Genomic DNA, 25896 nt, shown 5'->3' on the forward strand with positions numbered 1-25896 from the left:
GGACCGTGGATTACTCGGCGCGCGGGGGACGCGACAGCAATTGCTTGATGGCCTGGTCGACGCTGGCCTTGCCAGCCACCAGACCGGCGACGGCGGTGGCGATCGGCATGTCGACATGTCTGTCCGCTGCCATGCGCGCCAGGATCGGGGCGGTCCAGACGCCTTCGGCCAGGCCGACATCGGCGATTGCCGTTTCCAGGCCGATGTCCTTGCCGAGTTCCTCGCCGAAGCGCCGGTTGCGGGAGCGAGACGAGGTGCCGGTAAGGATGAGATCGCCGAGGCCCGACAGGCCTGCCAGCGTTTCCGGGCGGGCGCCGAAGGCAAGGCCGAAGCGGGTGAGCTCGGCGAAGCTGCGGGCGAGGAGGGCCGCCACCGTGCTTTCGCCGAAGCCGCGGCCGGCGGCGATGCCGGCGGCGATGGCGAGCACGTTCTTAGCCGCTCCGCCGATCTCGACACCCCGCAGATCGTCCGTATGGTAGAGACGGAAGGTCGGGGAGCCGATGGCCTTGACCAGGCGTTCGCCGAGCGGGCGATCCGCGCAGGCCAGCGTCAGGGCCGTTGGGTAGGCCTTGGCGATGTCGGCGGCGAAGCCCGGTCCGGAGAGCACGGCAGGAATGCAGCCCGGCAGGATCTCGGCGGCGACCTGCGAGACGAACTCACCACTCGAGCGCTCGATGCCCTTGGCGGCCAGGATGAGCGGGGTATTGGCCGAGACCATGCCGGCCAGCCGCCCGCAGACATCGCGCAGGGCCTGGGTCGGAACCGCCAGGATCAGGGCGTCGGCGCTCGCGGCCTCGGCAAGATCGGCGGTGGGGTGGATGGCTTCGGGTAGGGCAAGGCCGTCGAGCTTCGGCAGCCGGCGTGTCTCCGTCAGTGCAGCCATGGCCGCGGCATCGCGTCCCCACAGGCTGACATGACGGCCGGCGCGGGCCGTGGCGCAAGCAAGCGCAGCACCGAAAGCGCCGGCGCCGATGACCCCGATGCTTTTGAACCCGGAGCCGTTCAAGCCAGACGCACTCAAGCTTTCGCTCCCTTGCCGACGCCGGCCTTGCCGAGGCCCTGCTTGCCCGCGCCCGGTGCATTCGGGTCGAGCGGCCAGCGGGCCCGCGGGCTCACGTCGAGGCCATCCGTGAGGCCGGCGGCCAGACGCTCGGCCCCAGCCCAGGCGATCATGGCGCCGTTATCGGTGCACAGGGCAGCCGGCGGCATCACGATGCGCAGGCCCGTCTCCGCGCCGAGGCGCTGCAGGCCGCGCCGGATGGCGAGATTGGCAGCGACGCCGCCCGCGATCACCAGGGCGCTGGGGGATTGGCCGGCGGTTTCGCGGAAGCGCCTGAGGCCGACGCGCGTGCGGTCGACCACCATGTCAACCACCGCTGCCTGGAAGGAGGCGCAGAGGTCCCTGATATCCTTGGCGGCAAGCGGCGCCAGCCTTTCGGCTTCGAGCCTCACGGCCGTCTTCAGTCCCGACAGAGAGAAATTCGGATCCGGCCGTCCCTGCAGCGGCCGGGGAAAGGCGAAGCGGGCGGCATCGCCGCTCATCGCCTGGGCCTCGACGGCGGGGCCGCCGGGATAGCCCAGGCCCAGCATCTTGGCTGTTTTGTCGAAGGCCTCGCCAATGGCATCGTCGATGGTGGTTCCAAGCCTGACATAGTCGCCGAGGCCGCGCACGGCCAGAAGCTGGGTGTGCCCGCCGGACGCCAGCAGCAGCAGATAAGGGAAAGTGACCTGGTCGGTGAGGCGCGGGGTCAGCGCATGCGCCTCCAGATGGTTGACGGCGATCAGCGGCTTGCCGAGCGAAAGCGCCAGGGCCTTGGCGGTGGTGAGGCCGACGATCACCCCCCCGATCAGGCCGGGGCCCGCGGCCGCGGCGATGCCGTCGAGCTTGTCGAAGCGGACATCGGCCTCTTCCAGCGCCTGCTCGATGATGTGGTCGAGCACCTCGACATGGGCGCGCGCGGCGATTTCCGGCACCACTCCGCCATAGGCGGCGTGCTCGGCGATCTGCGACAGCACGACATTGGACAGGATCTCGCCCTCGCCGTCCTGATTGCGTGCGACGATGGCGGCGGAGGTTTCGTCGCAGGTGGTTTCGATGCCGAGAACGAGCATGGGGCGGGCGGGTACCTGGGCGCTTTGCGATGGACGGATCACCAACAATCGCAAAGACGCGTTGCAAGGGGAACCACAGCAAAGAAACGCTTGCGCCGAAACGCGCCTTTGCTTTTGGAGTTGATGGCACACCCTATAGCACGATCCGCTCGCCGGGATAGGGGCGAGGCCATTCCCGCCGAGCACGGGAGGCTCCCGTTTCAGCCGTGCCAGTGCGAGCAGCGGATCATCGAGCAGAAATTGCCGCGCTGGAAATGAGGCTCCTTGTCGGCGATCACGTCCGCCTTGACGTTGCCGAAGGTGGTCTGGGGCTTGTGCCGGATGCCGTCATAGAAGGCCTGGATGATGTCCTCCTTGAAATGCGGCGTGCGCGGATGGGCGCCGACCACGGCCTCGCGTTCGGCCTCGCCATATTGGTCATAGGTCAGCCCGAGCACGTCCATCTCGACGCCTGCCGTCACCAGGGCGACGACCGGGTGCATGTGCTCGGGAATGCCCGGCGTGGTGTGCAGTGCGATCGCTGCCCAGACGAGGTCGATGTCGGCAGGCGTGATGCCGCGGCTCGACAGGAAGTCGCGGGCGGCATTGGCGCCGTCGACCTCGAAACGCTCGGTCGCGCTGCTATGGCCAGGCATCAGCCCGATGTCGTGGAACATGGCGCCGGCATAGAGGAACTCGGGATCGAAGGTCAGCCCACGGCGCTTGCCGGCCAGGGCGCCGAAATAGAAGACCCGGCTGGAATGGTGGAACAGGAGCGGGGTTTCGGTGTCGCGGATGAAGGCAGTGATGTCCCGGCACAGGCGACTGTCCGGGATTTCGATGCCTGAAATGGCGGTCATTTCGATATCTCCAGTGGATTTCATTGGCGCAGAGCCTAGGCTCGTCCTAGGTATGGCTTCAATCGGTGTATTACGCCAATTTCTGCCAAAACCGGTTGCAAGTGGACGCTGACGCCGGGAATGCCCATGTCGGGAATGCTGATGTCTGGGAACGAGACCAAGACCATTGCGATACTGGCCCTGCAGGGCGTGCAACTGCTCGACGTATCCGGGCCGATGGACGTCTTTGCCGAGGCCAACACGCAGGCTGGCCGGGAGGTCTATCGCCTCCTTATCGCGTCCCGAAGCGAGGAGGCGATCCGCAGTTCCTCGGGCGCCCGCCTGCTGCCCGACATCGTGATCGGGGCGGAGAGCGGCGAGCCCGTCGATACGCTTCTCGTTGCCGGCAGCCCCAACGCAGCGGTGACCGAACCCGATGCGGCCGTGCTCGCCTGGCTGAAGCGGGTGGCTGCCACGACGCGGCGCTATGGTTCAGTCTGCGCCGGAGCCTTCGTCTTGGCCGCTGCCGGGTTGCTGGCGGGCCGGCGGGTCGCCACCCATTGGGCCGTGGCGGATCGTCTGGCCCGGGCCTATCCCGACATTGCCGTGGACCCCGACGCCATCCATATCCGCGACGGGCGGCTGCGTACCGCGGCCGGCGTGACGGCCGGGCTCGACCTTGCACTGGCGCTAGTTGAGGAGGATCTGGGACGGGAAATCGCCATGCGCGTCGCCGCGCAACTGGTGATGTTCTTCAAGCGTCCCGGCGGCCAGATGCAGTTCAGCCGCCGCGAGGAAACCCTTCCCGCAGGACGCTCGGCGCTGCAGGAGCTCCAGCGCTGGGTGGCCGCCAATCCTGCCGAGCGGCACAGCGTCGCCAGCATGGCCAGGCGCCTCAATCTGAGCCCACGTCATTTCGCCCGGGTCTTCGCCATGGAGGTCGGCGTGACGCCGGCAAGTTGGGTTGAGGCGGCGCGCATCTCCGCGGCCCGGCGCCTGCTGGAGACAGGTCAAAGCCCGCCCAAACAGGTGGCGGCGGCGTGTGGATTCGCCAATGCCGACGTGCTGCGCCGGGCCTTCATGCGGCATGTCGGCATCACGCCCGCCGATTATCGCAGGCGCTTCACGCCGGAGGATTGATCGACATCTTCGGCCTTGGCGGGGGAAAACGGCCGGCCGGGGTTTGCCTGGCTGCTGCCGGAAACGCTAAACGTTTCACCACTGCCGGATCATTGAGTCGGCGAGAAAGGGGGAAGCATGGGCGAACAATTCGACATGTTTCGGACCGAGGCGCTTCCGGAGAGGCGCCCACCGGCCACCCGGGCCAAGCGTGCCCTTCCCGCACCGGCCCGCCAGCACGAGGCGCTCGATGAGGCTGCCCTGGTCAGCATGTTGGAGGCAACCGGCCGCTACCGCATCCTGCGCAAACTGGAGCCGCGCTCCGTCATCCCGCGGGACAAGAGCCGGTTTCCGCGCCTGGCAGTCATCGTCGATACCGAGACCACCGGCCTCGACCATGAGAAGAACGAGATCATCGAGCTCGGCATGGTGGCGGTCACCTATGATCCGGCCGGCCAGGTCGGCGATGTCGTCGGCGTCTTCAATGCCCTGCGCCAGCCGGGGGAACCGATCCCGCCCGAGATCACCAGGCTGACCGGCATCACCGACGCCATGGTGGCCGGCAAGCATATCTCGCTGGCCGAAGTCGAGGCCTTCATCGAGCCCGCTGACCTCGTCATTGCGCATAATGCGCGGTTCGACCGTCCCTTCTGCGAACGCTTCGCGCCGGGGTTCTCGCCCAAGCCCTGGGCATGCTCGAATGTGGAGATCGCCTGGTCCGACCGTGGCTTCGAGGGCACCAAGCTCGGCTATCTCCTGGGACAATCGGGCTATTTCCACAACGGGCATCGCGCGGTCGACGATTGCCATGCGCTGCTGGAGGTGCTTGTCCGGCCGAGCGGACCGGGCAGGACCGCCCCCTTCGCCGAACTGCTGAAGGCATCGGAACGGGCCCGGATCAGGATCTCGGCGACCAACAGTCCCTTCGACATGAAGGATCGGCTCAAGGCGCGCGGCTATCGCTGGAACGACGGCAGCAATGGCCAGCCCAAGAGCTGGTGGACCGAAGTCGGCGAAGAGGACGCGGAGGCGGAGCTGAAATTCCTCCGCGCCGAGATCTATCAATGGCCGGAGGCCAGGCCTCTGACGCAGCGCCTGGCCGCGACGGATCGGTTCAAGGCCTAGCCGGGTGGGCTTGCCCCTCCGGCTGCCTGTCTTCGGAGCGTTCAGGCCGCCAGATTGTGCCGGAACCAGGATACGGCGCTTCCCACGATGGTATCGATCTCGCGGTGCTGGGGATGCCAGCCCAGCAATTCGGCAGCCCTGGTGGCGGCGGCGTAGAGGCTGGCGGGGTCGCCGGGCCGCCGCGGCTGGAAGCGGATGTCGAGCTTGCGGCCGGTGCAGCGCTGCACAGCCTCGAGGATCTCGATCACCGAGGTGCCGATGCCGGTGCCGAGATTGAAGGCGGAGCTTTCGCCGCCCGCCTTGAGATAGTCGATGGCCCGCACATGGGCATCGGCGATATCGGCGACATGCACATAGTCGCGGACGGCCGAACCGTCGGGCGTGGGATAGTCCCGGCCCAGCACGTTGAAGATGGGCCGATGGCTGAGGGCGGCCTGGATGGCGAGCGGGATGACATGGGTTTCCGGCTCATGGCGCTCGCCCAGTTCGCCGTCGAGATCGGCGCCGGCGGCATTGAAATAGCGCATCGCCGCCCATTTCAAGCCATAGGCGGTGCCGTAGTCGGCCAGGGCATGCTCCACCGCCAGCTTGGTCGCGCCATAGGGGCTGATCGGATTGCGCGGTGCGCTCTCCAGGATCGGCAGGCAGGTGGGAATACCATAGGTCGCGCAGGTCGAGGACAGGATGAAGGTCTCGATCTCGTTCTGGCGTACGGCCTCGAGCAGGGTCAGCGAGCCTATGACATTGTTGGAATAATATTTGGCGGGATCGGCGACGGATTCGCCCACCGTGGAACTGGCCGCGAAATGCATCACCGCTTCGGGCTTGTAGTGGGTGATCACCTTGTTGAGGAAGGCGCTGTTGCGGATGTCGCCGACTTCCAGCGGTCCCCATTTGACCGCATCGGCATGGCCCAGAGAGAGATTGTCGACGACGACGGGGTCATAACCTGCCAGGGCCAGGGCCTTGCAGGCGTGGCTGCCGATGTAGCCGGCGCCACCAGTTACCAGAACACGAGTCATGTTGGTTCCCATACTTGCAGGGCTCAATCGGCCCGGTCCCGCGTATCGGGACTTCTCACCACGATTGGCCTGTCAGGTGCGTCATTGCTGTTAACCAAGATGTAACCCCAGATTGTGGGCGCGACTAGCTGGGAATGAGCGGTATTGCCGCACCGAAAGGATAGGGGGCTCACGCGTCGGCCCCCCTCCCAAAAGATTGAGCCACCCGCCCATTTCGGTGGCGGCGACGGGGCCGGCCTCCCAACGAGCGGGGCGGTGGGTCTTCCTGCAGATCGCGGGGGAATATGGAATCGCAGGGCGCCTTTAGCCGTAAACGGCCGCACGGAGGGCATCGGGATAGGCACCGCCGACACCCGCGGCCGCCGTGTTGGTGAACATGACCATCGAAAGCTTGCGTGCGGGATCCACGAACCAGCTGTGACCATAGACGCCGCCCCATTGCCAGCATCCGGGCGAGCCGGGCATGCCGGCAAGGGCGGGATCGCGCAGGATCGACCAGCCGAGGCTGAAGCCGCAGCCGGGGTCCTCGATGGCGAGATCGGCGACCGCATCCTCGCTCAGGAGGCGCTGGCTTTCCGGGGAGAGAATCGGCGCCCCACCGCTGCGGACCGCTTCGAGAAAGGTGAGGAAGTCACCGGCGGTGCCCACCATGCCGGCGCCGCCGGAGGGGAAGGACGTGGGGTCGAAAGCCCGCTGCGGCGCGAAGGTGAGCCACCAGCCATTGTGGCATACACGCTGGATCTCGCCCATGCGCACCGGGCGAGGCACGCCATCGGCATAGGCGGTCGCCAGGCGGTGGGGCTTGCTGGCCACGAATTCGGTGTCGGCCATGCCGAGCGGCCCGGTGACGCGTTCGGCCACGATCTCGGGCAGGCTCTTGCCGGCGGCCTTCTCCATCAGCCCGCCCAGCACGTCGATCGCCACCGAATAGCGCCAGGCGCTGCCGGGCGCGAAGGCCAATGGTTGGGCCGCGATCTTGTCGAGATTCTCCGCCATGCCGCGGCCGAGCCGGTCGAGACCGCTGGAGATGTCGGCATCGTCGCCGTAGTCATAGCTCAGGCCGGCCGTATGGCTGAGGAGATGACGCACGGTGATCACCGGCTCCCTGCCATCGGGGAGCCTGGGGCGGAACGTCGGAAGGTGATGGGTCACGGGCTCGTCGAGGCTGAGTTGCCCGGCCTCGACCAGCGCCAGCGCGGCGGCGGCCACCATCGGCTTGGTCACCGAGGCGAGGCGGAAGATGGTGTCCCCGGCCATCGGCACGCCGGCTTCGCGATCGGCGTGGCCAGCGGCACGGCGATAGACGATCTCGCCCGCCTCGGCCGCCAGCACCACGGTGCCGACGATGCGTTCCTCGGCGATGGCGGCGTCGATCACGGCATCGAGGCGCTCCATACGGGCTTGGCTGATGGCGGGGGAAGGCTGGCCGTGCATGGGGAAGCTCCGAAGCGGGATGGTGCCGGACAATCGGCAACAAACCCGCTTCTTTCAAGCCCCTTTCCGGGGGCACCCCGCGGCGGTCACTTGCCGGCCTGGTCGCTCCAATTGGCGTTCTCGCTCTTGCCATCGAGGAAGGGCAGGGCGGCAGCCGTGAGCTGCGGCGACAGGAAGATGTCGTAGTGGGTCAGGCCCGGCAGGATGGCGAGGCGGTTCCTGGCCATGTGCTCGCGCTGCCAGCCGGCATCGCGCAGTCCGCCGCCGAGAAGCTGGTAGAACTTGACCACATGCTCGGGGCGGTACATGTCGCTGTCGCCAAAAATCAGCATCACCGGCATGGTCAGCTTCGGCACGTCGGACGACCAGTCATATGGCTTGCGCATCAGCGCGCCCATGGCGTCGAGCAGGCGCGGGAATTCGGCCGGATCGGGCGCGACCTTGACATAGGACTGGTACATCGGCGTGGCCTTCATCATCTCGGCCATGCCGGCGCCGACCTGGGCCTGCATCGGCAGCATTTCGGGATAGAAGCCGTCCTGGGCGAAGCCCGCCGAGACCAGCACGAGCCGGCGCACCTTGTCGGGATGCTGGGCTGCGAGCTGGAAGGCGACGCCGCCGCCCATGGAGTACCCGAACACGTCGACCTGGCCATAGCCGAGCTTGGCGAGGATCTGGCCCATATCGTCGCCCATGGCCTTGAGGTCGATCGGGCGCGTGCCGAGCGGCGTGCGACCATGGCCCTGGAGATCGACGGCGATGATCTGGCGGTGAGCTGTGAACACCGGCATGACGGGCTGGAACATGTCGATCGAGCCGAGGCCCCCATGCAGCAGGAGGAGCGGTTCGCCGCTGCCGCGGATCTCGTAGTAATAGTTCACGCCGCCGGCCTCGACATGGCCGCTCTTCACCGGTGCCTGTTCGGTCGTCGTCTCAGTTGCCGCCACGACGCCCGCGGTGGCGGCCAGGCTACCGGCACCGACCACGAGGGCAACCAGCAGGGATTTCAGGATGGAGGCTTTCGGCATGGTTCGTCACTCCTGTCTCGACGGATGGGGTCGATGTTTTCCGATTTTTCGCCGCGCGAGCCGTTCTGTGCTCGTGGGGTGTCGGGCAGAGGACGCCGGCAGGCGGGTCTGGCCGACATCGAACGAATGATTTTTTACGCGGAGCGGCTGGCCGGCCGGGGGAGGAATCAAGGAGTGAGTCGATTTGAGACGGACTGTGGCGATTTTGCTCTATCGAAGGAGCGACAAGCGGTGTTATAAATCCGTACAAGATGCTAACTGTATGGCTCTGTTGAATTTTTTGTTTCCGATCCGGTTAAGTGAAATAGCCGGCTCGAAGCAAGGCGAGCGGCTTGGTCAAGACCAAAATTCGTGTGATGCAGGTCGTTGACGCAGGCCGGTGTTTCACGTTGATCTCACGCCGAACGCAGACAGTGCCGCCGGGACGCGCCTGGGCCGGGGAACAAGGTAGGTCGACATGATGGATGATATCGATGACCTCGAGGGCAAGAGTGGAGCGATCGAAGCACCGGTGCTGACCAGCCTGCTGCGCCTCGCCTCACCCCCTAGCGGTCGTTTCGTGCTCGCCGAGTTCCATTTCGACGGGGACGCCGTCCTGAAGGTGCCCCTCTCGCCTGAAGCCGCCGAGGCCCTGCACACCGCACTCGGCCTCTGGCTTGCCACCACCGGCGGCTGTCCCCCGGTACGGCACTAGCGGAATCACCGTTGCAGCTTCTTCCGGATGTCGACGCGCCGAGCGATGTCCAGGGCATAACGCCCACCGTCATGCAGGCTTTGTGATCTTCCTCCATAAGGTCGCCTTTGACTCCCCCAACCTCCGGCGCTAAGCAGCCGCGAGCTGTTTGGGAAAAATATCGATCGTGTCCATTCTGTTGCGCCTCGGCACGCGAGGCAGTCCGCTTGCATTGGCGCAGGCCCGGCAGACGCAGGCCCTGCTGGCCGGTCTCCTGGAGATCGCGCCCGAGCGTATCGAGATCCGGGTGATCAAGACCTCCGGCGACATGATCCGCGACCGGCCTTTGTCGGAAGTGGGCGGCAAGGGGCTGTTCACCAAGGAGATCGAGCGGGCGCTGGAAGACGGCGAGGTCGATATCGGCGTGCACTCGTCCAAGGACATGCCGACGATATTGCCCGATGGCCTCATGCTGGCGGGCTTCCTGGAGCGTGAGGATGTCCGCGATGCCCTGATCGCGCCCGGCATCACCTCCTTTGCCGAGCTGCCACAAGGCGCCGTGGTTGGCACGGCGGCGCTGCGGCGCCAGGCTCAGGTCAAGCATCTCAGGCCAGACCTCCAGACCGTGCTGTTCCGCGGCAATGTCGAGACGCGCCTGCGCAAGCTTGCCGAGGGGCAGGCCGATGCCACGCTGCTGGCCGTGGCCGGCCTGAAGCGGCTCGGCCTTATTGCCCATGCCAGCGCCATCCTGTCGGAAGAAGATTTCCTGCCGGCCGTCGGCCAGGGCGCGATCTGCCTGGAAACCCGGGCTGACGATGGCGAGACCATTCGCCGTGTCGCCGGTATCGACCACCGCGACACCCACCTTGCCGTGACGCTGGAGCGGGCCTTCCTCGCCGTGCTGGACGGCTCCTGCCGCACGCCGATCGCCGGCCACGCGGTGGTGGAGGGGGATGCCATCCGCTTTCGCGGCCTCATCCTCAAGCCGGATGGCAGCCAAGTGCACGAGGCCCGGCGCAGCGGTAGCGTGGCCGATGCGGAAGCGCTGGGGCGTTCGGCTGGCGAGGAGCTGCGTGCATTGGGCGGCGAAGGATTCTTTGCCGGCTGATTGCCGGAATGCCTCCTTGCCGCGCAGACCGCGCGACCGGCGGCTTTTCGGCGGAGGGATGATCATGGCGCGCATACTCGTCACCCGACCGATCGAGGAGGCAAGGCAGACGGCGCAGGCGCTTGCGCTTCTGGGCCATGAGCCGGTGATCGAGCCGATGCTGGAGATCGTGTTCGGCGGCGATGCGCTGCCGGCCGGGCGTTTCGATGCCCTCATCGTCACCAGCGGCAACGCCCTGGCGGCCCTTTACGAGAGGCCGGAGTTCCATGGCCTGACCGCCACGCCGCTGATCGCGGTCGGCCGCCGTACCGGGGCCGTCGCCCGCGCCATGGGCTTTGAGGATGTCGAGACCTTCGGGCGCGATGTCGCCAGCCTGATTTGCCATGTCCGGCAGGCCTGGCGCGAACCGCACCGGGCTCTCTATTTGGCCGGGGCCGACCGCACCGCCGATCTCGTCGGGGCCCTGGGGGGAATGGGGCACCGCATCGAACTCGCCGTCGTCTATACAGCGCACCAGGCGGCGCGATTCCGGCCCGAGATCGCGGCTGCGCTGGCCCAGGGCAAGCTCGACGGCGTGCTGCATTACTCCGCGCGGACGGCCGAGGCCTTCATCGCCTGCGCCGGTGGCGCCGAGGCCGTGGCGCGCCTGCCGGTGCGGCATCTGTGCCTGTCGCGCAAGGTGGCCGAAGTGATATCGGCCACCGGTGCCGCCGAGGTCGCCTTTCCGGCGCGCCCGGAGGAGGATGCGCTGCTGGCGTTGATCTGAGCGCTTCCCCGGCTCGCGCGTTGGCGCAAGCTGCGATCAGCGGCCCTGGCTCGAATGCAGGTGTTCGGGCAGGATTTCCGGCGGAATCGGGCTTTCGAAGGGCCGGCCACCGGTGCGCCGCTTGAGTTCGGCCTTCGCCCTGGCGATCAGGTCCGGCTTGCTCAAGCAGTCGGCGGCCGTGCTGGCAAGCGCCTTCGCGGCCGCGACCATGCCCTTGTGGGCCGCCGGCTCCAGGCCTTGCGTCACCAATTGCCAGCTGTGGAAAGGAGTGCCGATCGCAAAGCAGGCGGTGTGGCACTGTACCGTCGGCGCAATCCAGCTGACATCGCCGACATCCGTGCTGCCCATCTGCACGCTGGCATGCCTGGCCATGGGCAGGATGCCTTCGTGCAGGCTGTGGGCGGCCAGGGCGGGATCGTGCGAGGCCACGCTGGCGGCGATGTCCTCGTCCGACAGGCTGGCCCGGCGCAGCCGGTCGGCGAAGTCGCGGTCATCGCCGTTGAAAGCCGGGGCGCCGATGCGAACCATGTTGTCGTGCATGGCTTCGAGCAGGGTCTCGTTGGGCACGAGATTGAGCCCGGCATCGGTCACCTGGTAACTGGCTTGCGTCTCCGTCATCAGGGCGGCGCCCTCGGCCGCCTTCCTGACGCGCTCGAACAGGCGCTTGGTCTCGGCGATATCGGGAGAGCGCACCAGATAGAGCACTTCGGCATTGGCCTGCACGACATTGGGCGCGATGCCGCCGCTGTTGGTGACGGCGTAATGGATGCGCGCCTCTGCCGGCATATGCTCGCGCATATAGTTGACGGCGATGTTCATCAGTTCCACCGCGTCCAGCGCCGAGCGGCCGAGATGGGGGCTGGCCGCCGCATGCGAGGCGCGGCCGGCGAAGCGGAAATAGCATTGGATGAAGGCGAGGCTGGAAGCGGCCACCACCTCGTTGACGACATTCGGGTGCCAGCAGAAGGCGACGTCGACATCGTCGAACACGCCGGCTCGTGCCATGAAGCTCTTGCCCGAGCCGCTCTCCTCGGCCGGGCAGCCATAATAGCGCACGCGGCCCTCGATGCCTGCCGCGGCCAGTGCGTCCTTCAAGGCCACCGCGGCCAGGGCCGCGCCGGCGCCGAGGAGATTGTGGCCGCAGCCATGGCCGGGGCCACCGCGCTGCAGCGGCTCGGCCTTCTCGATGCCCTTGGCCTGCGAGAGATCAGGCAGGGCATCATATTCGCCCAGAAAGGCCAGCACCGGCCCGCCTTCGCCATATTCGGCCATGAAGGCGGTCTCGATGCCGCCCACCTTGCGCGTGATGCGGAAGCCCTCGGCCGCCAGGGCGGCGACATGCTCCGCGCAGGACCGATGCTCCTCGAAAGCAAGCTCGGGCATATGCCAGATGCGGTCGCTCAAGGCGCAGAAGGATTGCGCCTTGGCGTCGACACGCTCGATGATGTGCTGGAGCGTCAGACGGTCATTCTGCGTCATCTCTGCGCTTCTTCCCTGTCGAGGCGGTTGAGCCGCCAATTGTCTTCGATGGCCGCGATTCCGGCTGCCGCAGGCTAGAGGCTGTCATGGGCCATGGATAGGGTTTTGACATGAGCGATTTTGGCCGAGGAGAAGGCGTTTGGCGTTCGCTCCCTACGCCGGTCGCTGTCCAGCGCACTTCGGTTCGGGCAAATTGGCTTGTCGGGTTTTCATGCTATAGGCTGGGCCTGTTGGGGGTCTCCATGGGGGTCGCATGGCACGGGAAGACAGCACGCAAGGCAGGCCAAAAAAGCAGAAAAGCGCAGGCCTCGGTCCCGCGACGTTGGATTTGAACGCCACGGAAGTCGTCGAATCGCCCGCAGCGTCGACAGCGCCGCCGACGCAGGCCACCGGCGAGGAAGCATCCGCCTCCAGCCCCGAATCTGTCGCCGAGGCACAGCCCGCCACCGGCGAGACGCCGAAGATCGAGGACACAGCTCCCGCCGCCGCGGCGGAGGCCGGGGAGACGGCGAACCAGTCCATCTGGGCGCAGTCATCGGCCGATGGCGAAAAGGTCAGCGGCGATACGCCGCGCACCGAGGCAGTCGCCGAACCGGAGGCTTCCGCTCCTCCGCCCCGCCCCGATCCCGAATTCACGCCTCCACCTCCTCCCCCGCCGCCCCGGTCGGGCTTGTCGACCCTCGCTGCGGCGCTGGCCGGCGGCATCGCCGGTGGCGTGCTGGTGCTGCTGGCTGGCGCCCTTGGCCTCGTCCCGCTCGGCAAGGGCGGCGGCGATGACGGGCTGGCTTCCCGGCTCGCGATGGCCGAGCAGGAAGCCGCCAGCGCCAAGAAGACCACGGATGGGGTCCTCGACCGCCTCACGGCCCTCGAAACCGGCGTCAAGACGACACAGGAAGCAGCGAACAATGCCCTCACTCTCGCAGGCGAAGCCCAGAAGGCTGCGAGCGCCGCCGGCTCGTCGGCACCGGCAGCTCCTTCGGCCGGTCCCGACATTTCCGGCCTGACCGAGCGCCTCGCCAAGGCCGAAGGCGAGCTTGCCACGCTCGGCGACGGCCTGCGCCAGGTCGGCACTGCCGCCAGCGGCCTCTCGCAGGAGGTCGCGCAGGTCAAGCAGACGGTGAGCGCGACCCCGGACAAGGCGGCCGCCTATGCCGTCGCGCTCGGCCAGCTCAGCGAAGCCATCCGCAGCGGCAAGCCCTTCGCCACCGAATTGCAGACGGCCACCGGTCTCGGTGGTGATGCCGGGGCCCTGGCGCCGCTGGCGAGCCTCGCCGCGGCGGGTGTGCCGTCGGTCGAGGCCCTGGCCACCAGCTATGACGCGCTGAAGCCGAAGATCGAGGCCGCGCTCACGCCCAAGCCCGAGCCCCTGTCGTCCGATGCGGGCGTGATGGATCGTATCACCGCCAGCCTCGGCAACATCGTCACGGTTACGCGCGAAGGCGAGGGCGGGGACGGCGATCCGGTCGCCTCGGCCGAAAAGGTCTCGAAGGCCTTGCACAACGGCGACCTGACGGGGGCCATCGCGGCCTTCAAGGCGATGCCGGAGGCGGGCCAGCAGGCCGGCGCCGCCTGGCTCACCCAGGCCACGGGAGCCGCCGAAGCCCTGGCCTTGATCAAGGCGCAGACCGGCGCCGCCCTGCAGAAATTCTCTCAACCGTGAGGCGTCGATGATCCGGGCTCTCGTTACCGTTCTCGTTCTCGCTCTCGCGGCCTACGGGCTCTATCTGCTGGCCGGCCGGCCGGGCGAGGTCGCCCTGACCGTCGGGCTGACAACCTACAAGGTGAAGCTGGTCTGGGCCGCCGTCGCCGTGCTGGTGCTGGTCGGCGTCCTGATGGCCGTTATCGGTTTCCTGCGCTGGCTTCTGCGTTCGCCTGCCAATGTCGCCGGCTTCTTCCGCACACGCCGCCGCTCCAAGGGCTTCAATGCGGTGACGCAGGGCATGATCGCCGTTGGTTCCGGCGATGTCCGCCGCGCCCAGCGCCAGGCCTCCGATGCCGAGCGTATCCTCGGTTCCGAGCCGCTGGCCCTGCTCCTGCGGGCGCAGGCCTCGCAGCTTTCAGGCGATCGCGCCGGGGCCGAGGCCGCCTTCCGGGCCATGCTCTCGGAAGCGGAGACCAAGCCGCTCGGCCTGCGCGGCCTGTTCGTCGAGGCCCGGCGCCGCGGCGATGCCCATGCCGCCCGCCAGCTCGCCGCCGAGGCGGTGAAGACCTCGCCGACCCTGCCCTGGGCCGGTACGGCCCTGCTCGAATTCCAGTCGATCGAGAAGGATTGGAGCGGCGCGCTCTCGACCCTGGCCCGCAACGCCAATCATCGCCTGGTCGACAAGGAGACGGCCAAGCGTCACCGCGCCGTGCTGCTCACCGCCCAGGCAATCGAGCAGGCCGAGCGCGACCGCGCCGGCGCCAAGGCCAGCGTGCTCGAGGCTCTCAAGCTGGCGCCGGGCCTGGTGCCTGCCGCCGTGCTGGCAGCCAAGCTGCTCTCGGAGGGCAACGATATCCGCAAGGCTTCCAAGGTACTGGAGACAGCCTGGCGCCTGTCCCCACATCCCGACATCGCCGAAGCCTATACCAATGTCCGGCTCGGCGATTCCGCCCGCGATCGCTATGCCCGCGTCCAGACCCTCGCCGCCCAGATGGCCGGCAATCCGGAGGCGGCGATTGCATTGGCCCGGGCCGCCCTGTCCGCCCGCGATTTCGCGGTTGCCCGCTCGGCGCTGGCGCCCCTGCTGGCATCGGGCGCCACCGAGCGCGTCTGCCTGTTGATGGCCGACATCGAGGAAGCCGAACACGGCGCCACCGGCAAGGTGCGCGAGTGGCTGTCGCGGGCCGTACGAGCCCCGCGCGATCCGGTCTGGACCGCTGATGGCATGGTCTCGGACGTCTGGCTGCCGGTCTCGCCCGTCACCGGCCGGATCGATGCCTTCGAGTGGAAGACGCCGGTCGAACGCCTGGGCGCACCGGTGGTCTCCTATGCCGACGACGTTCTGGCCGATGTCGACGAACCCGAGCAGCCCAAGCTGGTCGAGGCACGTGCCAAGCCGGTCGAGCCGGCGCCGCCGGTGGTGGAGAGGCTGGTGGAACCGGCCGCCGAAGTGCCGCCGGCACCCGTCGAGCCCGCCAAGGTCGAACCGGCGAAGATCGAGCCTGCCAAGATCGAAGTCCTGGCGCCCGAGCCTGCCAAGCCCGAACCGCTGAAGCCGCCGCCGCGCCGTCCGCCGCCGCCCATGCCCGTGGTGCCGTCCCATCCGGTGCCGGACGATCCGGGCACGGGGGAGGAAGAGCCGAGCCGGGTGGTGCGTTTCCCGATCAACGGTTGATAGCGGGAACTATCGGCATCTTTGAAATGGGGCAGTGCAATGCGCGGGCGCACGGACAGCGCGCCCGCAATCTCGTAGAGTATCCCGAACTGCGCATCGTCGTTCGGAGGGTCGCATGAGAGGTCATTTCCCGACGCGTGTTCTGTCGGCACCGGTGGCCCTCGCCCTGATGGCGGGTATGGTGTCTCCCGCCCTGTCGGCCGGCTCGGCGCCCGACGAAACCTTCCAGCGCCAGGTTTTCGGCCGCGTCATCGGCAAGGACAGGATCCATGCCTGCTACCGGCGGGCCTATGACGCGCCGCATCTGGGCAGCCATCCCCAGCAGAACGTGCGAACCATGACGCTGCTGGTCACCGGATCGGCGGAAGAGGGGGGAGATCCCGGCTATACGCTCGGGCTGGGCGTCACCTTCCGCAAGGCCGGCACGCATTTCGAGACGTTCGGAGGCTGTGGCGCGATCGGCTCCGCCACGTCGCCGGCGGCCAAGGCGAATGTGGCCCATTGCAGCGTCGATTGCGACGGCGGCGCCATCGACGTGCGGCTCAAGAACGACAAATCCGTCCTCGTCGCCATTCCCGACGGCGCGCGCATCTGGAAGGCCGGCAGCGACAGCGAGGACAGCGACGAGCGCAAGCGCTTCGGCGCCGATGACAAGTTGTTCCGCCTCGATCGCACCGCGCTGACCGACTGCCTGTCGCTGGTCGGCGACGAAGACGAGAAGGCGATGTTGCGCCGGGGCCAGTGAGCCGCTTCGACGAAAGGGAGCGCGGACATCCTGTCCGCCTATCCTTGCCCCAAACACAGTTGTTGAGGAAAGGGAGAGCGGACTGGAAGTCCGCGCTTCGCAGGAGGCCTCGATGGACCGCAGAACCGCCATGAGGGCCATGCTGGCAAGCGGCCCGGCCATTCTGGTTGCCGGCGCCGGCGGTTCGCTTGCAGCAGAGGCCAAGCCGGTGCCGCGCATCGCCTATCATCTCGCCGATCTGGAGAAGGCCGGCTTCGTGCTCGGCAATCTGCGCAACCATGTCGACGGCATGGGCGGTCCCGATGGCGTGAAACTGGCCGTGGTGGTGCATGGCCCGGCCCTGCGTGCCTTTCGGGCCGATGGCGGCAACGGGGATTTCAAGGCACGTTTCGGCCGGCTCGTGCAGGAGGGCGTTGCGTTCCATGCCTGCCGGCACACGATGGACGGCATGAAGCTCGGCCTTCCCGACCTGCTGCCCGGTTTCGCGGTGGCGGAGAAGGGCGGGGTGGTGCTGCTGGCCGAACTCCAAGGCGAGGGCTGGCTCTATTTGCGGCCATAGTCGCGGCGGCTGATCCCAGACCGCCTTGTGTCCTTGCCATGCGGCAGATGCCTGGGCGTCGTCACCCCATCCTCTCTGACCAGCCACAAGCTGACGCATGTCCTCTTGACGCTTTCGGCAAACTGCCGGATGCAACCGGGAGACGATGTCGAGGCCGCGATGGAAACCTTCGAGTGGATCATTCTGCTGTTGCTGGGCGCGGCCCTGCTGTCGACCCTCGCCCGGCGCCTCGGCGCCCCCTATCCGACCTTCCTCGCCATTGGCGGTGCCTGCCTCGCTTTCGTGCCCAACAGCCCGGAATGGACGCTGGATCCGCATCTGGCCCTTACCCTGTTCGTCGCGCCCGTGCTGCTGGACGCTGCCTATGACACCTCGCTGCGGGACCTGCGCGACAACTGGGTGCCGGTCGCCAATCTGGTGATCGTCGCCGTCGGTGTCACCACGGTCGCCGTCGCCCTGCTCGTACGCTGGCTGGTGCCCGGCATGCCCTGGGCGGCGGCGATCGCACTCGGTGCCATCGTGGCCCCGCCGGATGCGGCCGCCGCCACGGCGATCGTCCGACAAGTCAAGCTGCCGCATCGCCTGACCAAGATCATCGAGGGCGAGAGCCTGCTCAACGATGCCAGCGCCCTCCTGATCTATCGCCTCGCCGTGATCGCTATGGTCTCCGGCGGCTTCTCGCTCGGCGGCATCGGCCCGGCCTTCTTCGTCACGGTGTTCGGCTCGGTCGCCGCGGGCATCGCCATGGGGCTGGCCTTTCCCTATGTGATCGGGCGGTTCGACGATGCGCCGACCGCCCTGATCGTGCAGTTCGCCACCACTTTTGGCGTCTGGATGCTGGCGGAAGCGGTGGGGTTGTCCGGCATCCTCACCATCGTCTGCTACGCCATGACCATCGCCCGGCGGCGCGATGCCCCCATGCCGGCGCGGCTGCGCGTGCCCGTCTACGCGGTATGGGAGACGGTGGTGTTCATGCTGAACGCCTTCGCCTTCGTGCTGATCGGCCTGCAATTGCGCCCGATCTGGGAGCGGCTCGACATGGGGCTGCGCCTGCAATATTGCGCCGTTGCCCTGGCCGTGCTGGTCACGGTCATCGTGGTGCGCTTCCTCTGGGTGATGACCTACAACACTGCCGTCCGTTTCAAGATTTCCCGCTATGGTTTCCACCCGCCGCGGCCGATGGCACGGCCGACGGCGCGCGGCGGCATCGTCATCTCCTGGGCCGGCATGCGCGGCATCGTCACCCTCGCCGCCGCCTTCGCCCTGCCGGAGCACCTGGCGGACGGCACGCCATTTCCCTATCGCGACCTCATCCTGTTCACCGCCTTCTGCGTGGTGTTCGGCACGCTCGTCCTGCAGGGTCTGACGCTCAAGCCGCTGATCCGCTGGATGAATCTGCGCGATGGCGATCCCGTCGGCCAAGAGGTCAAATGGGCCCGAACCGAGGCCTATCGCGCCGCGATCGATGCGATCAAGGACGACGACTCCAAGCATGCCAAGCTGCTGTGCAAGGAATATGGGGCGGTGGTGGAGCTCAGCGAGGCGAGCCCGCTGCAGGGCGAGATCGGGGATCTGCCCGGCAATCCGCTCAGGCGGCGGGCGATCGCCGCCGCCCGGCTCAAGACAAACGAGCTGCGCCGCGAAGGGGCGATCGGCGACGACGCCTATTACGTCCTGGAGGAAGAATTCGACTGGGCCGACCTCAGTGCGGGGGCGGCAAGGACGAACTGAGCTTCCCGCACATCATACCAACGGTATTGACGCTTGACCGATCAGGCACCGCACGGGTCAAACATCGAGATCCCTGGTACAACGCCGTCACCGCGATTTTTGGGCACCCCCTCAACGCGCCGCCTTCGTCGCCTGATAGAGCCGGCGGAAGGCGGCGACCTTTTCGGCATAGGCCTGCGTCAGTTCGAGGCGCGGCTCGGCGACGTCCAGGATCGGGGGCTTGGTCGCGATGGCGGCGATCGGCTCGCCGCTGGAGGCGGCCCGTGCCAGCCGGGCGGCGCCGAAGGCCGGCCCCTTTTCGCCGCCGCGATAGCGCTTCAGCCTGAGGCCGAGCACATCGGCGAGAATCTGCACCCACAGGGCGCTGCGGGCGCCGCCGCCGATCACGGCCGCTTCGCTCAGCTCCGTGCCGGCTTCGGCGAGGCAGGCCGCCGCATCGGCGAAGGAATAGGCGACGCCCTCCAGCACGGCGCGGATCAGGTCGGCCTTGCCTGTGCCGCCGGTCATGCCCGTGAACAGGCCGGTCGCCTCCGGATCGTTGTGCGGCGTGCGCTCGCCGGCCAGATAGGGCAGGAACAACACCCGGCCCGGGCCGGAAGGCTGGGCGGCGACATCGGCCAGCAGCTTCTCGATCGGCTCGCCCACCAGCCCCGCGGCCCAGGCGAGGCAGGAGGCGCCGTTGAGCAGGGCGGCCATCTGCACCCAATGACCAGGCACGGCATGGCAGAATGTGTGCAGGAACTTGTCGGGCAAAGGCCGATAGGCGGTGCCGGGCACGAAGAATTGGCCGGAAGTGCCGATGGAAAGGAAGGCGCCATCGGCAATGGTGCCGATGCCGATCGCTCCCGCCATCGCATCCCCCGCGCCGCCGGCCACCGGGATGCCGGGCTTGAAGCCGAGACGGGCGGCGAGTCCCGGGCGCAACTGACCGGAGACTTCCGTCCCCTCGATCAGGCGCGGCACCTGGCTGCGCTCGACGCCGGTCGCCGCCAGGGCCGCATCGGACCAATCGCGCCTGGCCTGGTCGAGCCACCAGCTTCCCGCCGCGTCCGACATTTCGCTGACATGCTCGCCGGTCAGCCACAGGCGCACGAAATCCTTGGGCAGCAGCACCCGCTTCAGACGGGCGCGCGGCGCCGGCTGGTGGCGGGCGAGCCACAGCAATTTGGGTGCGGTGAAGCCGGGGGCGGCCGGTACGCCGAGTTGCCAGGCGAGTTCGGGATGCTCGCGGTTGAGCTCGGCGGCCTCTGCCGCGGCGCGGCCGTCGTTCCACAGCATCACCGGGCCGAGCGGCCGGTCCTCGGCATCGAGGCAGACGGAGCCATGCATCTGGCCGGACAGGCCAATACCCTCCACGCCGGCCAGCAGAGCGGGCTGTTCGACCCGCCAGCGCGTCAGGATGGCTTCGATCGCGGCGATCCAGTCATCGGCGTTCTGCTCGCTGAGGCCTGGCCCGGGCCGCGACAGGGAGAGTGGCTGCTCGCTCTCGGCCAGCACGGTCTCGCATTCGTCGACGATGACGGCCTTGACGGCCGAGGTTCCGATATCGAGGCCGAGATAGAGCATGGCGATCATCTCAATCTGGTGGTGCCGCAAGCGGCGCCGAAACAAAGGGTCGCTTGCGCCTTTGCCCGGATCGCGCCGGCGATGCAAGGGGGAAGATTGGGGCGCTGCCCCGGCCAGCATCAGTCGGGCCGGATCACTGCGTCGCGCGGCGCGATCGTCGTGCCGGTGGAATCGGGGATGAAGTCCATGCGGACATCGACCTTGCGGTTGCAGCCGCTCAGCGTCCAGGTTTCGGACCAGGGCGCCTTGAGGCCGCCGCCCGTTCCTGGCGGGGGGCTCGAAGCCGGAGCCTTGGTATCGATGACCAGAAAATTCTTGCAGTCGGCCACGGCACGCGTGGCGCCGAGATTGGCATAGAGTAGCGCGTCTCGCTGGAGCAGCGGATCGGCGAGCGTGGTGCCGGGCAAGGCGGCACCGGCCTGGGGCTTGCCGTCGGCCGCCACCGAGAAATAGAGATTGAGCACTGTGTCGTTGCCGCAGCCGCTGATCGGAAAGGATTGCTTCCATCGTCCCGCAGCCGGGCTACCCTGCGGGCCGGCGGATACGGGCTGAAGGATGGTGACGGAAGAATCCCGCGCCACGAGCGTCGGACAGCGTGTGAAGATGGCCGGCGGGATGCCTGAAAGGGCTTTGCCGGTGATGTCCCGGTAGCTCTGGCTCGTCATGAAGACTTTCAGGACGCCCATGCCCTGGTCATCGTCCTGAACCTTGCCCTGAGCGTGGCCGAGCCCCGGCACGACCAGTGCCGCAAGACAGGCGAGCCAGCGGATGTGCGCGGCCGGAGATGACATCGGAATCGTCCGCACCGGTCGAGCCATAAATCCACCTCCAGTTCCTGCAACAAGCAAGAACTGGGTTAAGCCCATGCATGGCCGATGGCAAGATGCCGGCGATGGCCGACCTCCCGCCGCCGACCAGGCGCCGGCCTTCTATTCCGACAGGAGCCGGCGCAGCAGATCCACTTCCTCGGCCAGGCCCGTGTCCTTACCGACAAGGCCCTCGATCTTGCGCACGGCATGCAGCACCGTGGTGTGGTCGCGCCCGCCGAAGCGGCGGCCGATCTCGGGCAGGGAACGCGGTGTCAGCGATTTGGCGAGATACATCGCGACCTGGCGCGGCTTCACCACCGTGGCGGTGCGGCGCAGCGACAGGATGTCGGCCCGGCTGACATTGTAGTGCTTGGCCACGATACGCTGGATGTCCTCGATCTTGACGCGCCGCGGCTCCCGGTTCTTGACGAGATCGCGGATGGCGGCCTCGGCCGTCTCCAGCGACATGCCCGAGCCGGACAAAGCGGAGTGGGCGAGCAGGCGGTTGACGGCGCCGTCGAGGTCGCGGCCATTGGTGGTGACCTGGTGGGCGACATAGGCCACGACATTGTCGGGCACGTCGAAATTGGCGTGGTGGGCCCGGGCCGCCTCGATGCGGGCCTTCAGGATCTTGATGCGCAGTTCCTCGTCGAGCGCGCCGATCTCCACCACCAGGCCGCCCGACAGGCGCGAGCGCACGCGCTCGTCCAGGGTCTCAAGATCGGCCGGCGGGCGGTCCGCCGCGACCACGACCTGCTTGCCGCCATCGATCAGGGCGTTGAGGGTGTGGCAGAATTCCTGCTGGATCGACTTGCCGGCCAGGAACTGCAGGTCGTCGATGACGAGCAGGTCGATGGCGCGCAGCTTTTCCTTGAACTGGATGGCCGTCTGCGCCTTGAGGGCGGCGACGAAGCCATACATGAAGCGCTCGGCCGTAAGGTAGAGGGCGCGCTTGCCCTGGAGCTCGGACTGATGGGCGATAGCCTGGATCAGATGCGACTTGCCCAGGCCCACCGAGGCATGGATGAACAGCGGATTATAGGGCAGCGGATCGGCTGCGCCGGCCTTGGCGACCTGCAGGGCCGCTGCATGGGCGAGCGCGTTGGATCGGCCGATGAAATAGGCTTCGAACGACATGCGCCGGTCGAGCGGGGAACCGGCAAGGTCGTCCTCGCGTGCCGGCGTTTCCACCGCCCGCAGGAAGGGGACGGCCGGCTTGGCGGCCGCCGTCTCGCCAGCGGGCTTGGCGCATGGCGCAGCATCACGCGCTGCCAGCGGGCGGGCCACGGCGGTGCGGACATTGAGCGCGATATGGCCCGTGCCCGGCAATTCGGCCGACAGAAGGCCAAGGATCTTGTCGATGTAGTGCGCCTGGATCCAGCTGCGCAGGAAGCGGGTCGGCACCGACAGGTTCACGGTGTCGTCGATGACGGCGTCGAGTTCCAGGCGGGCGAACCAACTGGAAAACACGTCCTCGCCATATTCGGCGCGCAGGCGGCGCTTGACGCGATCCCAGGCCGCTGCCGGCTGGATTGCGCCATCGGCGACGGAGGAATCCGAATCCAGGCCGGAAACGGTTTTTGCGGTTTGGCTGGCAATGACTGACAGGCGTTCGCTCGAGGTCATAGGGCTATCGTCTGGCAAAATGAGTTCAAGAAACAGCTCCGGCCTTTTCCGGTCCTGGACCGGCGGCTGCAGAGCGCGAATTGGTTTTTTTAGGACTGGATCCAGGGCAAACCGGAGGCTTTCCAGCCTTCGACAATGCCACGATGCCGCGAAGCATCCATCGGGCCCTCGAAGCCCGCGGCTATGTTGCGAGCACCCTTCCAACCGGCAGCCAACATGGCCTGGGCGGCCGCGAGCGAACGAGCGCCCGAACGGCAGAGGAACAGGACGGGCTGGTCCTGTCCGGCGCCGCGGCGCTCGAGTTCGCGCTCGAGCTGGGAGACGAAATCGGTAGCGACTTCCATGCTGGGGTAGCGCTGCCACTCGGCGAGGACAGGTTCCTTGCCGAGCGCGGAGAGGTCGGGAACGCCAACGAACGACCATTCGGCCCGGGTACGGACATCGACAAGCTGTGCCTTAGGCTGCTGGCTGAGGAGCTCATAGGCTTCCTGCGCCGAAACGTCTCCCGCATAGTCATTCAACCACCCCGACGACATGACACCCCAATTCCGTCTTCTTCAGACTTCGTTCGTAATTATACACAACATGCCGTGTAACGCCGGCACGGGACGCTTCACCAGAAGGTCCATCTCATTATTGGTCTCGAAAGCAGCAATCGAATGCCGACGCTATTACCTTACTGTTTTCAAAACTATACGTAGCCATCAAAGCATACCTCACCGATGCCCCGGAATGGACGGACGTCCGCTCGCAATATCGGGAAGGAACCTACACATGACCCGTTCCGAGAAAAAACATACCGAACCGGCCCAGTCGGGTGCAACAGGCAAATCTCAATGATTCGTTAATGGCCCCTCAATGTTCCCGATTCGGACAGCAGGCGCTTTGACTGCCGCAGCCGCAAGGTGTTGAGGAGTCGATGGAATCATGGAGGCGGCAAAATGACTCAAAAATATTCATTTCGGATGCGTAAAGATTGCGAGGCTTCGTAATTTGCCCGGCGCGTGCCGGGATGGCTGCCGGGCTACTTTTCTCTTATCCCATAAAGCTATGAAATATATGGAGAAATTTTGACCGACCACGGAGGGGTGATGGGCATCTCAGCCAAACCTTGAGTCAAGGGGAAAGATTGCCCAGTTCAGCGTTGTTAGTATTATGATACCTTAATTGTCGAATATTGTTACGTGACAATGACAATCATGGGTCGCGGTTTCCGGCGGCACTCCACCCGGAACAAATGTTTCCAGGGCGCCGTCGGCGGCGGTGTCTGGAACGTCGGCCAGGCAGGGACGGAGCCGGAACAATGTCGTGCGCTACCGGGAAAGGGCCGCAGGCTCCGAGTGCGGTCCTTCCCTTCCGCCGGTAAAGCTAAACAAGAAAAACCCGGCCTTGCGGGCCGGGTTTCTTCACCTAAGGGAAATTAAATAAAGCGGCTTGATCGCCTGCCTCTATTCGACTTCCGCCGTTGGACTCAGGCGCTGAGCTTCTTGACGGCATGGGCCAGGCGCGACACCTTGCGCGACGCCGTGTTGGCCGGCAGCACGCCCTTCTGGGCAGCGCGCATGATTTCCGGCTCGGCGCTCTTCAGCGCGTCGGCAGCCTTGACCTGGTCGCCGGCAGCGACGGCGTCCTCGACATTGCGGATGAAGGTGCGCATACGCGAGCGGCGCGCCTTGTTCACTGCGGTGCGCACTTCGATCTTGCGCGTAGCCTTCTTGGCCGACTTCGTATTGGCCATGATCCCTGCCTGTTAAGCCGGCCGCATCCATAACGATCCCGAAAGATCGCCGAAAGGCCGTGCGTTGCCTGAAAATGATAAGCCGCGAGCGCTTCGGGCGCTCGCTATTGGAAGGCGGCTCTTTACATCCCAATGGCTTCGGCGTCAACGACGGACTTCACTGAAACAGCGAAATAACGGCCTGATGCAAGGGATTGGCCGGGTCGAGCAGCAATTTGACGGCAACCGAGCAGCACACCAGCACCAGGAGGGGCCTGATCACCCGCGCGCCCTGGCGCACCGCCATATAGGAGCCGGCCTGGGCCCCGAGGAACTGGCCCACGCCCATAACCAGGCCGACCACCCAGACGATCTTGCCTGCCAGGATGAACAGGATCAGCGAGGCGAAATTGGAGGTGAAGTTGAGGAGCTTGGTGTTGGCGGTGGCATGGATGACGCCATAGCCGCACAGCGCCACGAAGGCGAGCATGAAGAAGGAGCCGGTGCCCGGGCCGAACAGGCCGTCATAGAAGCCGATGAGCGGCGCCATGGTAAGGGTGAACAGGCCTGGGCTCATGCGGGCCTTGCCGTCCTCGATGCCGGCCTTGGGCGAGAAGCGGGAGGAGAAGGCGAAATAGAGCGCCATGGCGATCAGCAGCACCGGCAGAGCCGCCGAGAGCAGTGACAGCGGTGCGACGCTGATGGCAGCCACGCCCAGGCAGGCGCCGAGCAAGGTCGTCACCACCATCCAGCGCGTCTGGTGAAAGTCGATATGGCCGCGCCGGGCAAAGGCGATCACCGCCGAGCCCGAACCGAAGCTCGACTGTAGCTTGTTGGTGGCCAGGGCCGCCACTGGGTCGAGCCCGGAGAGCAGCAGGGCCGGGATGGTCAAGAGGCCGCCCCCGCCGGCGAGGGCATCGACGAAGCCGGCCACCAGGCCGACGGCGCCCAGCATGGCGATGAGAGTCCAGGTCAATTCCACGAGCGAGGATCTTCCTTCCAAGAGGCCTGCAGCCGGCACGCTTGGAGGTCCGGAAGGCGGGAGAGCCTCCGGCTAGGCCATTGCAGGGCACTTGGCAAGGCATTCGCGTCGCAGGCGGCCAGAGGATGGGAGCAGGAGCTCGGGCGCGATGCGGCCGGAC

At 66.8% G+C, this 25896-nt stretch carries 23 protein-coding genes; 10 read left to right on the top strand and 13 right to left on the bottom strand.

All coding sequences use genetic code 11. From position 1 onward, the window contains the following. Window positions 1-10: 10 nt before the first annotated feature. From U1R88_RS13040 to U1R88_RS13050, 3 genes are all read right to left on the bottom strand, one after another. Window positions 11-1021, bottom strand: coding sequence for an NAD(P)H-dependent glycerol-3-phosphate dehydrogenase (locus U1R88_RS13040; protein WP_322431603.1), 1011 nt, complete (start codon window positions 1019-1021; stop codon window positions 11-13). Continuing rightward, the gene (tsaD, locus tag U1R88_RS13045) at window positions 1018-2112 is read right to left on the bottom strand and encodes a tRNA (adenosine(37)-N6)-threonylcarbamoyltransferase complex transferase subunit TsaD (RefSeq protein WP_322431934.1); all 1095 of its coding nucleotides are present in this window, start codon (window positions 2110-2112) and stop codon (window positions 1018-1020) included. Before tsaD ends, U1R88_RS13040 begins: the two co-directional genes overlap by 4 nt. Before the next feature lie 200 nt (window positions 2113-2312). Then, window positions 2313-2951, bottom strand: a complete 639-nt coding sequence (locus tag U1R88_RS13050; protein ID WP_322431604.1) for an HD domain-containing protein — start codon at window positions 2949-2951, stop codon at window positions 2313-2315. A 141-nt stretch (window positions 2952-3092) separates the two neighbouring features. Between U1R88_RS13050 and U1R88_RS13055 the strand changes: the two genes are divergently transcribed. Together U1R88_RS13055 and U1R88_RS13060 are read left to right on the top strand one after the other, a co-directional pair. Continuing rightward, the gene (locus U1R88_RS13055) at window positions 3093-4070 is read left to right on the top strand and encodes a GlxA family transcriptional regulator (RefSeq protein WP_322431605.1); all 978 of its coding nucleotides are present in this window, start codon (window positions 3093-3095) and stop codon (window positions 4068-4070) included. A gap of 117 nt (window positions 4071-4187) precedes the next feature. Then, window positions 4188-5174 (top strand): 3'-5' exonuclease, encoded by a 987-nt coding sequence (locus U1R88_RS13060; protein WP_322431606.1) that lies wholly within the window; start codon window positions 4188-4190, stop codon window positions 5172-5174. 41 nt (window positions 5175-5215) lie between these two features. Here U1R88_RS13060 and galE read toward each other — a convergent pair whose 3' ends face one another. The 3 genes from galE to U1R88_RS13075 form a co-directional block, all read right to left on the bottom strand. Then, window positions 5216-6196, bottom strand: coding sequence for a UDP-glucose 4-epimerase GalE (gene galE, locus U1R88_RS13065; protein ID WP_322431607.1), 981 nt, complete (start codon window positions 6194-6196; stop codon window positions 5216-5218). Between the two features lie 303 nt (window positions 6197-6499). Then, window positions 6500-7630 carry a serine hydrolase domain-containing protein gene (locus U1R88_RS13070; RefSeq protein ID WP_322431608.1) on the bottom strand — a complete coding sequence of 377 codons (1131 nt, stop codon included), beginning with the start codon at window positions 7628-7630 and terminating at the stop codon, window positions 6500-6502. An 86-nt stretch (window positions 7631-7716) separates the two neighbouring features. Further along, on the bottom strand, window positions 7717-8658 hold the full coding sequence (locus U1R88_RS13075; protein ID WP_322431609.1) for an alpha/beta fold hydrolase: 942 nt from the start codon (window positions 8656-8658) through the stop codon (window positions 7717-7719). 457 nt (window positions 8659-9115) lie between these two features. Here U1R88_RS13075 and U1R88_RS13080 point away from each other — a divergent pair, with 457 nt between their 5' ends. The 3 genes from U1R88_RS13080 (at window position 9116) to U1R88_RS13090 (ending at window position 11205) form a co-directional block, all read left to right on the top strand. Next, complete coding sequence (locus U1R88_RS13080; RefSeq protein WP_322431610.1) at window positions 9116-9352, top strand: hypothetical protein; 237 nt, start codon at window positions 9116-9118, stop codon at window positions 9350-9352. A gap of 163 nt (window positions 9353-9515) precedes the next feature. Further along, on the top strand, window positions 9516-10439 hold the full coding sequence (gene hemC, locus U1R88_RS13085) for a hydroxymethylbilane synthase (protein ID WP_322431935.1): 924 nt from the start codon (window positions 9516-9518) through the stop codon (window positions 10437-10439). A 64-nt stretch (window positions 10440-10503) separates the two neighbouring features. Then, window positions 10504-11205: a uroporphyrinogen-III synthase gene (locus tag U1R88_RS13090; protein WP_322431611.1), complete on the top strand. Its 702-nt coding sequence runs from the start codon at window positions 10504-10506 to the stop codon at window positions 11203-11205. Window positions 11206-11241: 36 nt separating this feature from the next. Here the strand turns inward: U1R88_RS13090 and U1R88_RS13095 are convergent, their stop codons facing one another. Continuing rightward, window positions 11242-12684, bottom strand: a complete 1443-nt coding sequence (locus U1R88_RS13095; RefSeq protein WP_322431612.1) for an amidohydrolase — start codon at window positions 12682-12684, stop codon at window positions 11242-11244. 328 nt (window positions 12685-13012) lie between these two features. Between U1R88_RS13095 and U1R88_RS13100 the strand changes: the two genes are divergently transcribed. From U1R88_RS13100 to U1R88_RS13120, 5 genes are all read left to right on the top strand, one after another. Continuing rightward, the gene (locus U1R88_RS13100) at window positions 13013-14344 is read left to right on the top strand and encodes a COG4223 family protein (protein WP_322431613.1); all 1332 of its coding nucleotides are present in this window, start codon (window positions 13013-13015) and stop codon (window positions 14342-14344) included. Between the two features lie 7 nt (window positions 14345-14351). Then, a complete protein-coding gene (locus U1R88_RS13105) occupies window positions 14352-16001 on the top strand; it encodes a heme biosynthesis protein HemY (RefSeq protein WP_322431614.1) in 1650 nt (549 codons plus the stop codon). A 115-nt stretch (window positions 16002-16116) separates the two neighbouring features. Continuing rightward, window positions 16117-16746, top strand: a complete 630-nt coding sequence (locus U1R88_RS13110; RefSeq protein WP_322431615.1) for a hypothetical protein — start codon at window positions 16117-16119, stop codon at window positions 16744-16746. Between the two features lie 112 nt (window positions 16747-16858). Continuing rightward, window positions 16859-17305 carry a DsrE family protein gene (locus tag U1R88_RS13115; protein ID WP_322431616.1) on the top strand — a complete coding sequence of 149 codons (447 nt, stop codon included), beginning with the start codon at window positions 16859-16861 and terminating at the stop codon, window positions 17303-17305. Window positions 17306-17464: 159 nt separating this feature from the next. Then, window positions 17465-19036: a Na+/H+ antiporter gene (locus tag U1R88_RS13120; RefSeq protein ID WP_322431617.1), complete on the top strand. Its 1572-nt coding sequence runs from the start codon at window positions 17465-17467 to the stop codon at window positions 19034-19036. Between the two features lie 111 nt (window positions 19037-19147). On the opposite strand, the gene xylB is transcribed toward U1R88_RS13120, so the two are convergent. The 6 genes from xylB to U1R88_RS13150 form a co-directional block, all read right to left on the bottom strand. Beyond that, window positions 19148-20611 (bottom strand): xylulokinase, encoded by a 1464-nt coding sequence (gene xylB, locus U1R88_RS13125; protein WP_322431618.1) that lies wholly within the window; start codon window positions 20609-20611, stop codon window positions 19148-19150. A gap of 110 nt (window positions 20612-20721) precedes the next feature. Next, a complete protein-coding gene (locus U1R88_RS13130; RefSeq protein ID WP_068292957.1) occupies window positions 20722-21393 on the bottom strand; it encodes a hypothetical protein in 672 nt (223 codons plus the stop codon). Between the two features lie 138 nt (window positions 21394-21531). After that, the gene (dnaA, locus tag U1R88_RS13135; RefSeq protein ID WP_322431620.1) at window positions 21532-23037 is read right to left on the bottom strand and encodes a chromosomal replication initiator protein DnaA; all 1506 of its coding nucleotides are present in this window, start codon (window positions 23035-23037) and stop codon (window positions 21532-21534) included. An 89-nt stretch (window positions 23038-23126) separates the two neighbouring features. Continuing rightward, window positions 23127-23573 carry a rhodanese-like domain-containing protein gene (locus U1R88_RS13140; protein ID WP_322431621.1) on the bottom strand — a complete coding sequence of 149 codons (447 nt, stop codon included), beginning with the start codon at window positions 23571-23573 and terminating at the stop codon, window positions 23127-23129. A gap of 935 nt (window positions 23574-24508) precedes the next feature. Beyond that, entirely contained in the window at window positions 24509-24775 is a 267-nt protein-coding gene (rpsT, locus tag U1R88_RS13145) for a 30S ribosomal protein S20 (protein WP_068292962.1), read from the bottom strand. Window positions 24776-24932: 157 nt separating this feature from the next. Continuing rightward, a complete protein-coding gene (locus U1R88_RS13150) occupies window positions 24933-25709 on the bottom strand; it encodes a TSUP family transporter (protein ID WP_322431936.1) in 777 nt (258 codons plus the stop codon). Window positions 25710-25896: the final 187 nt, after the last annotated feature.

The organism is Labrys sedimenti (assembly GCF_034424805.1).
Lineage (GTDB): Bacteria > Pseudomonadota > Alphaproteobacteria > Rhizobiales > Labraceae > Labrys > Labrys sedimenti.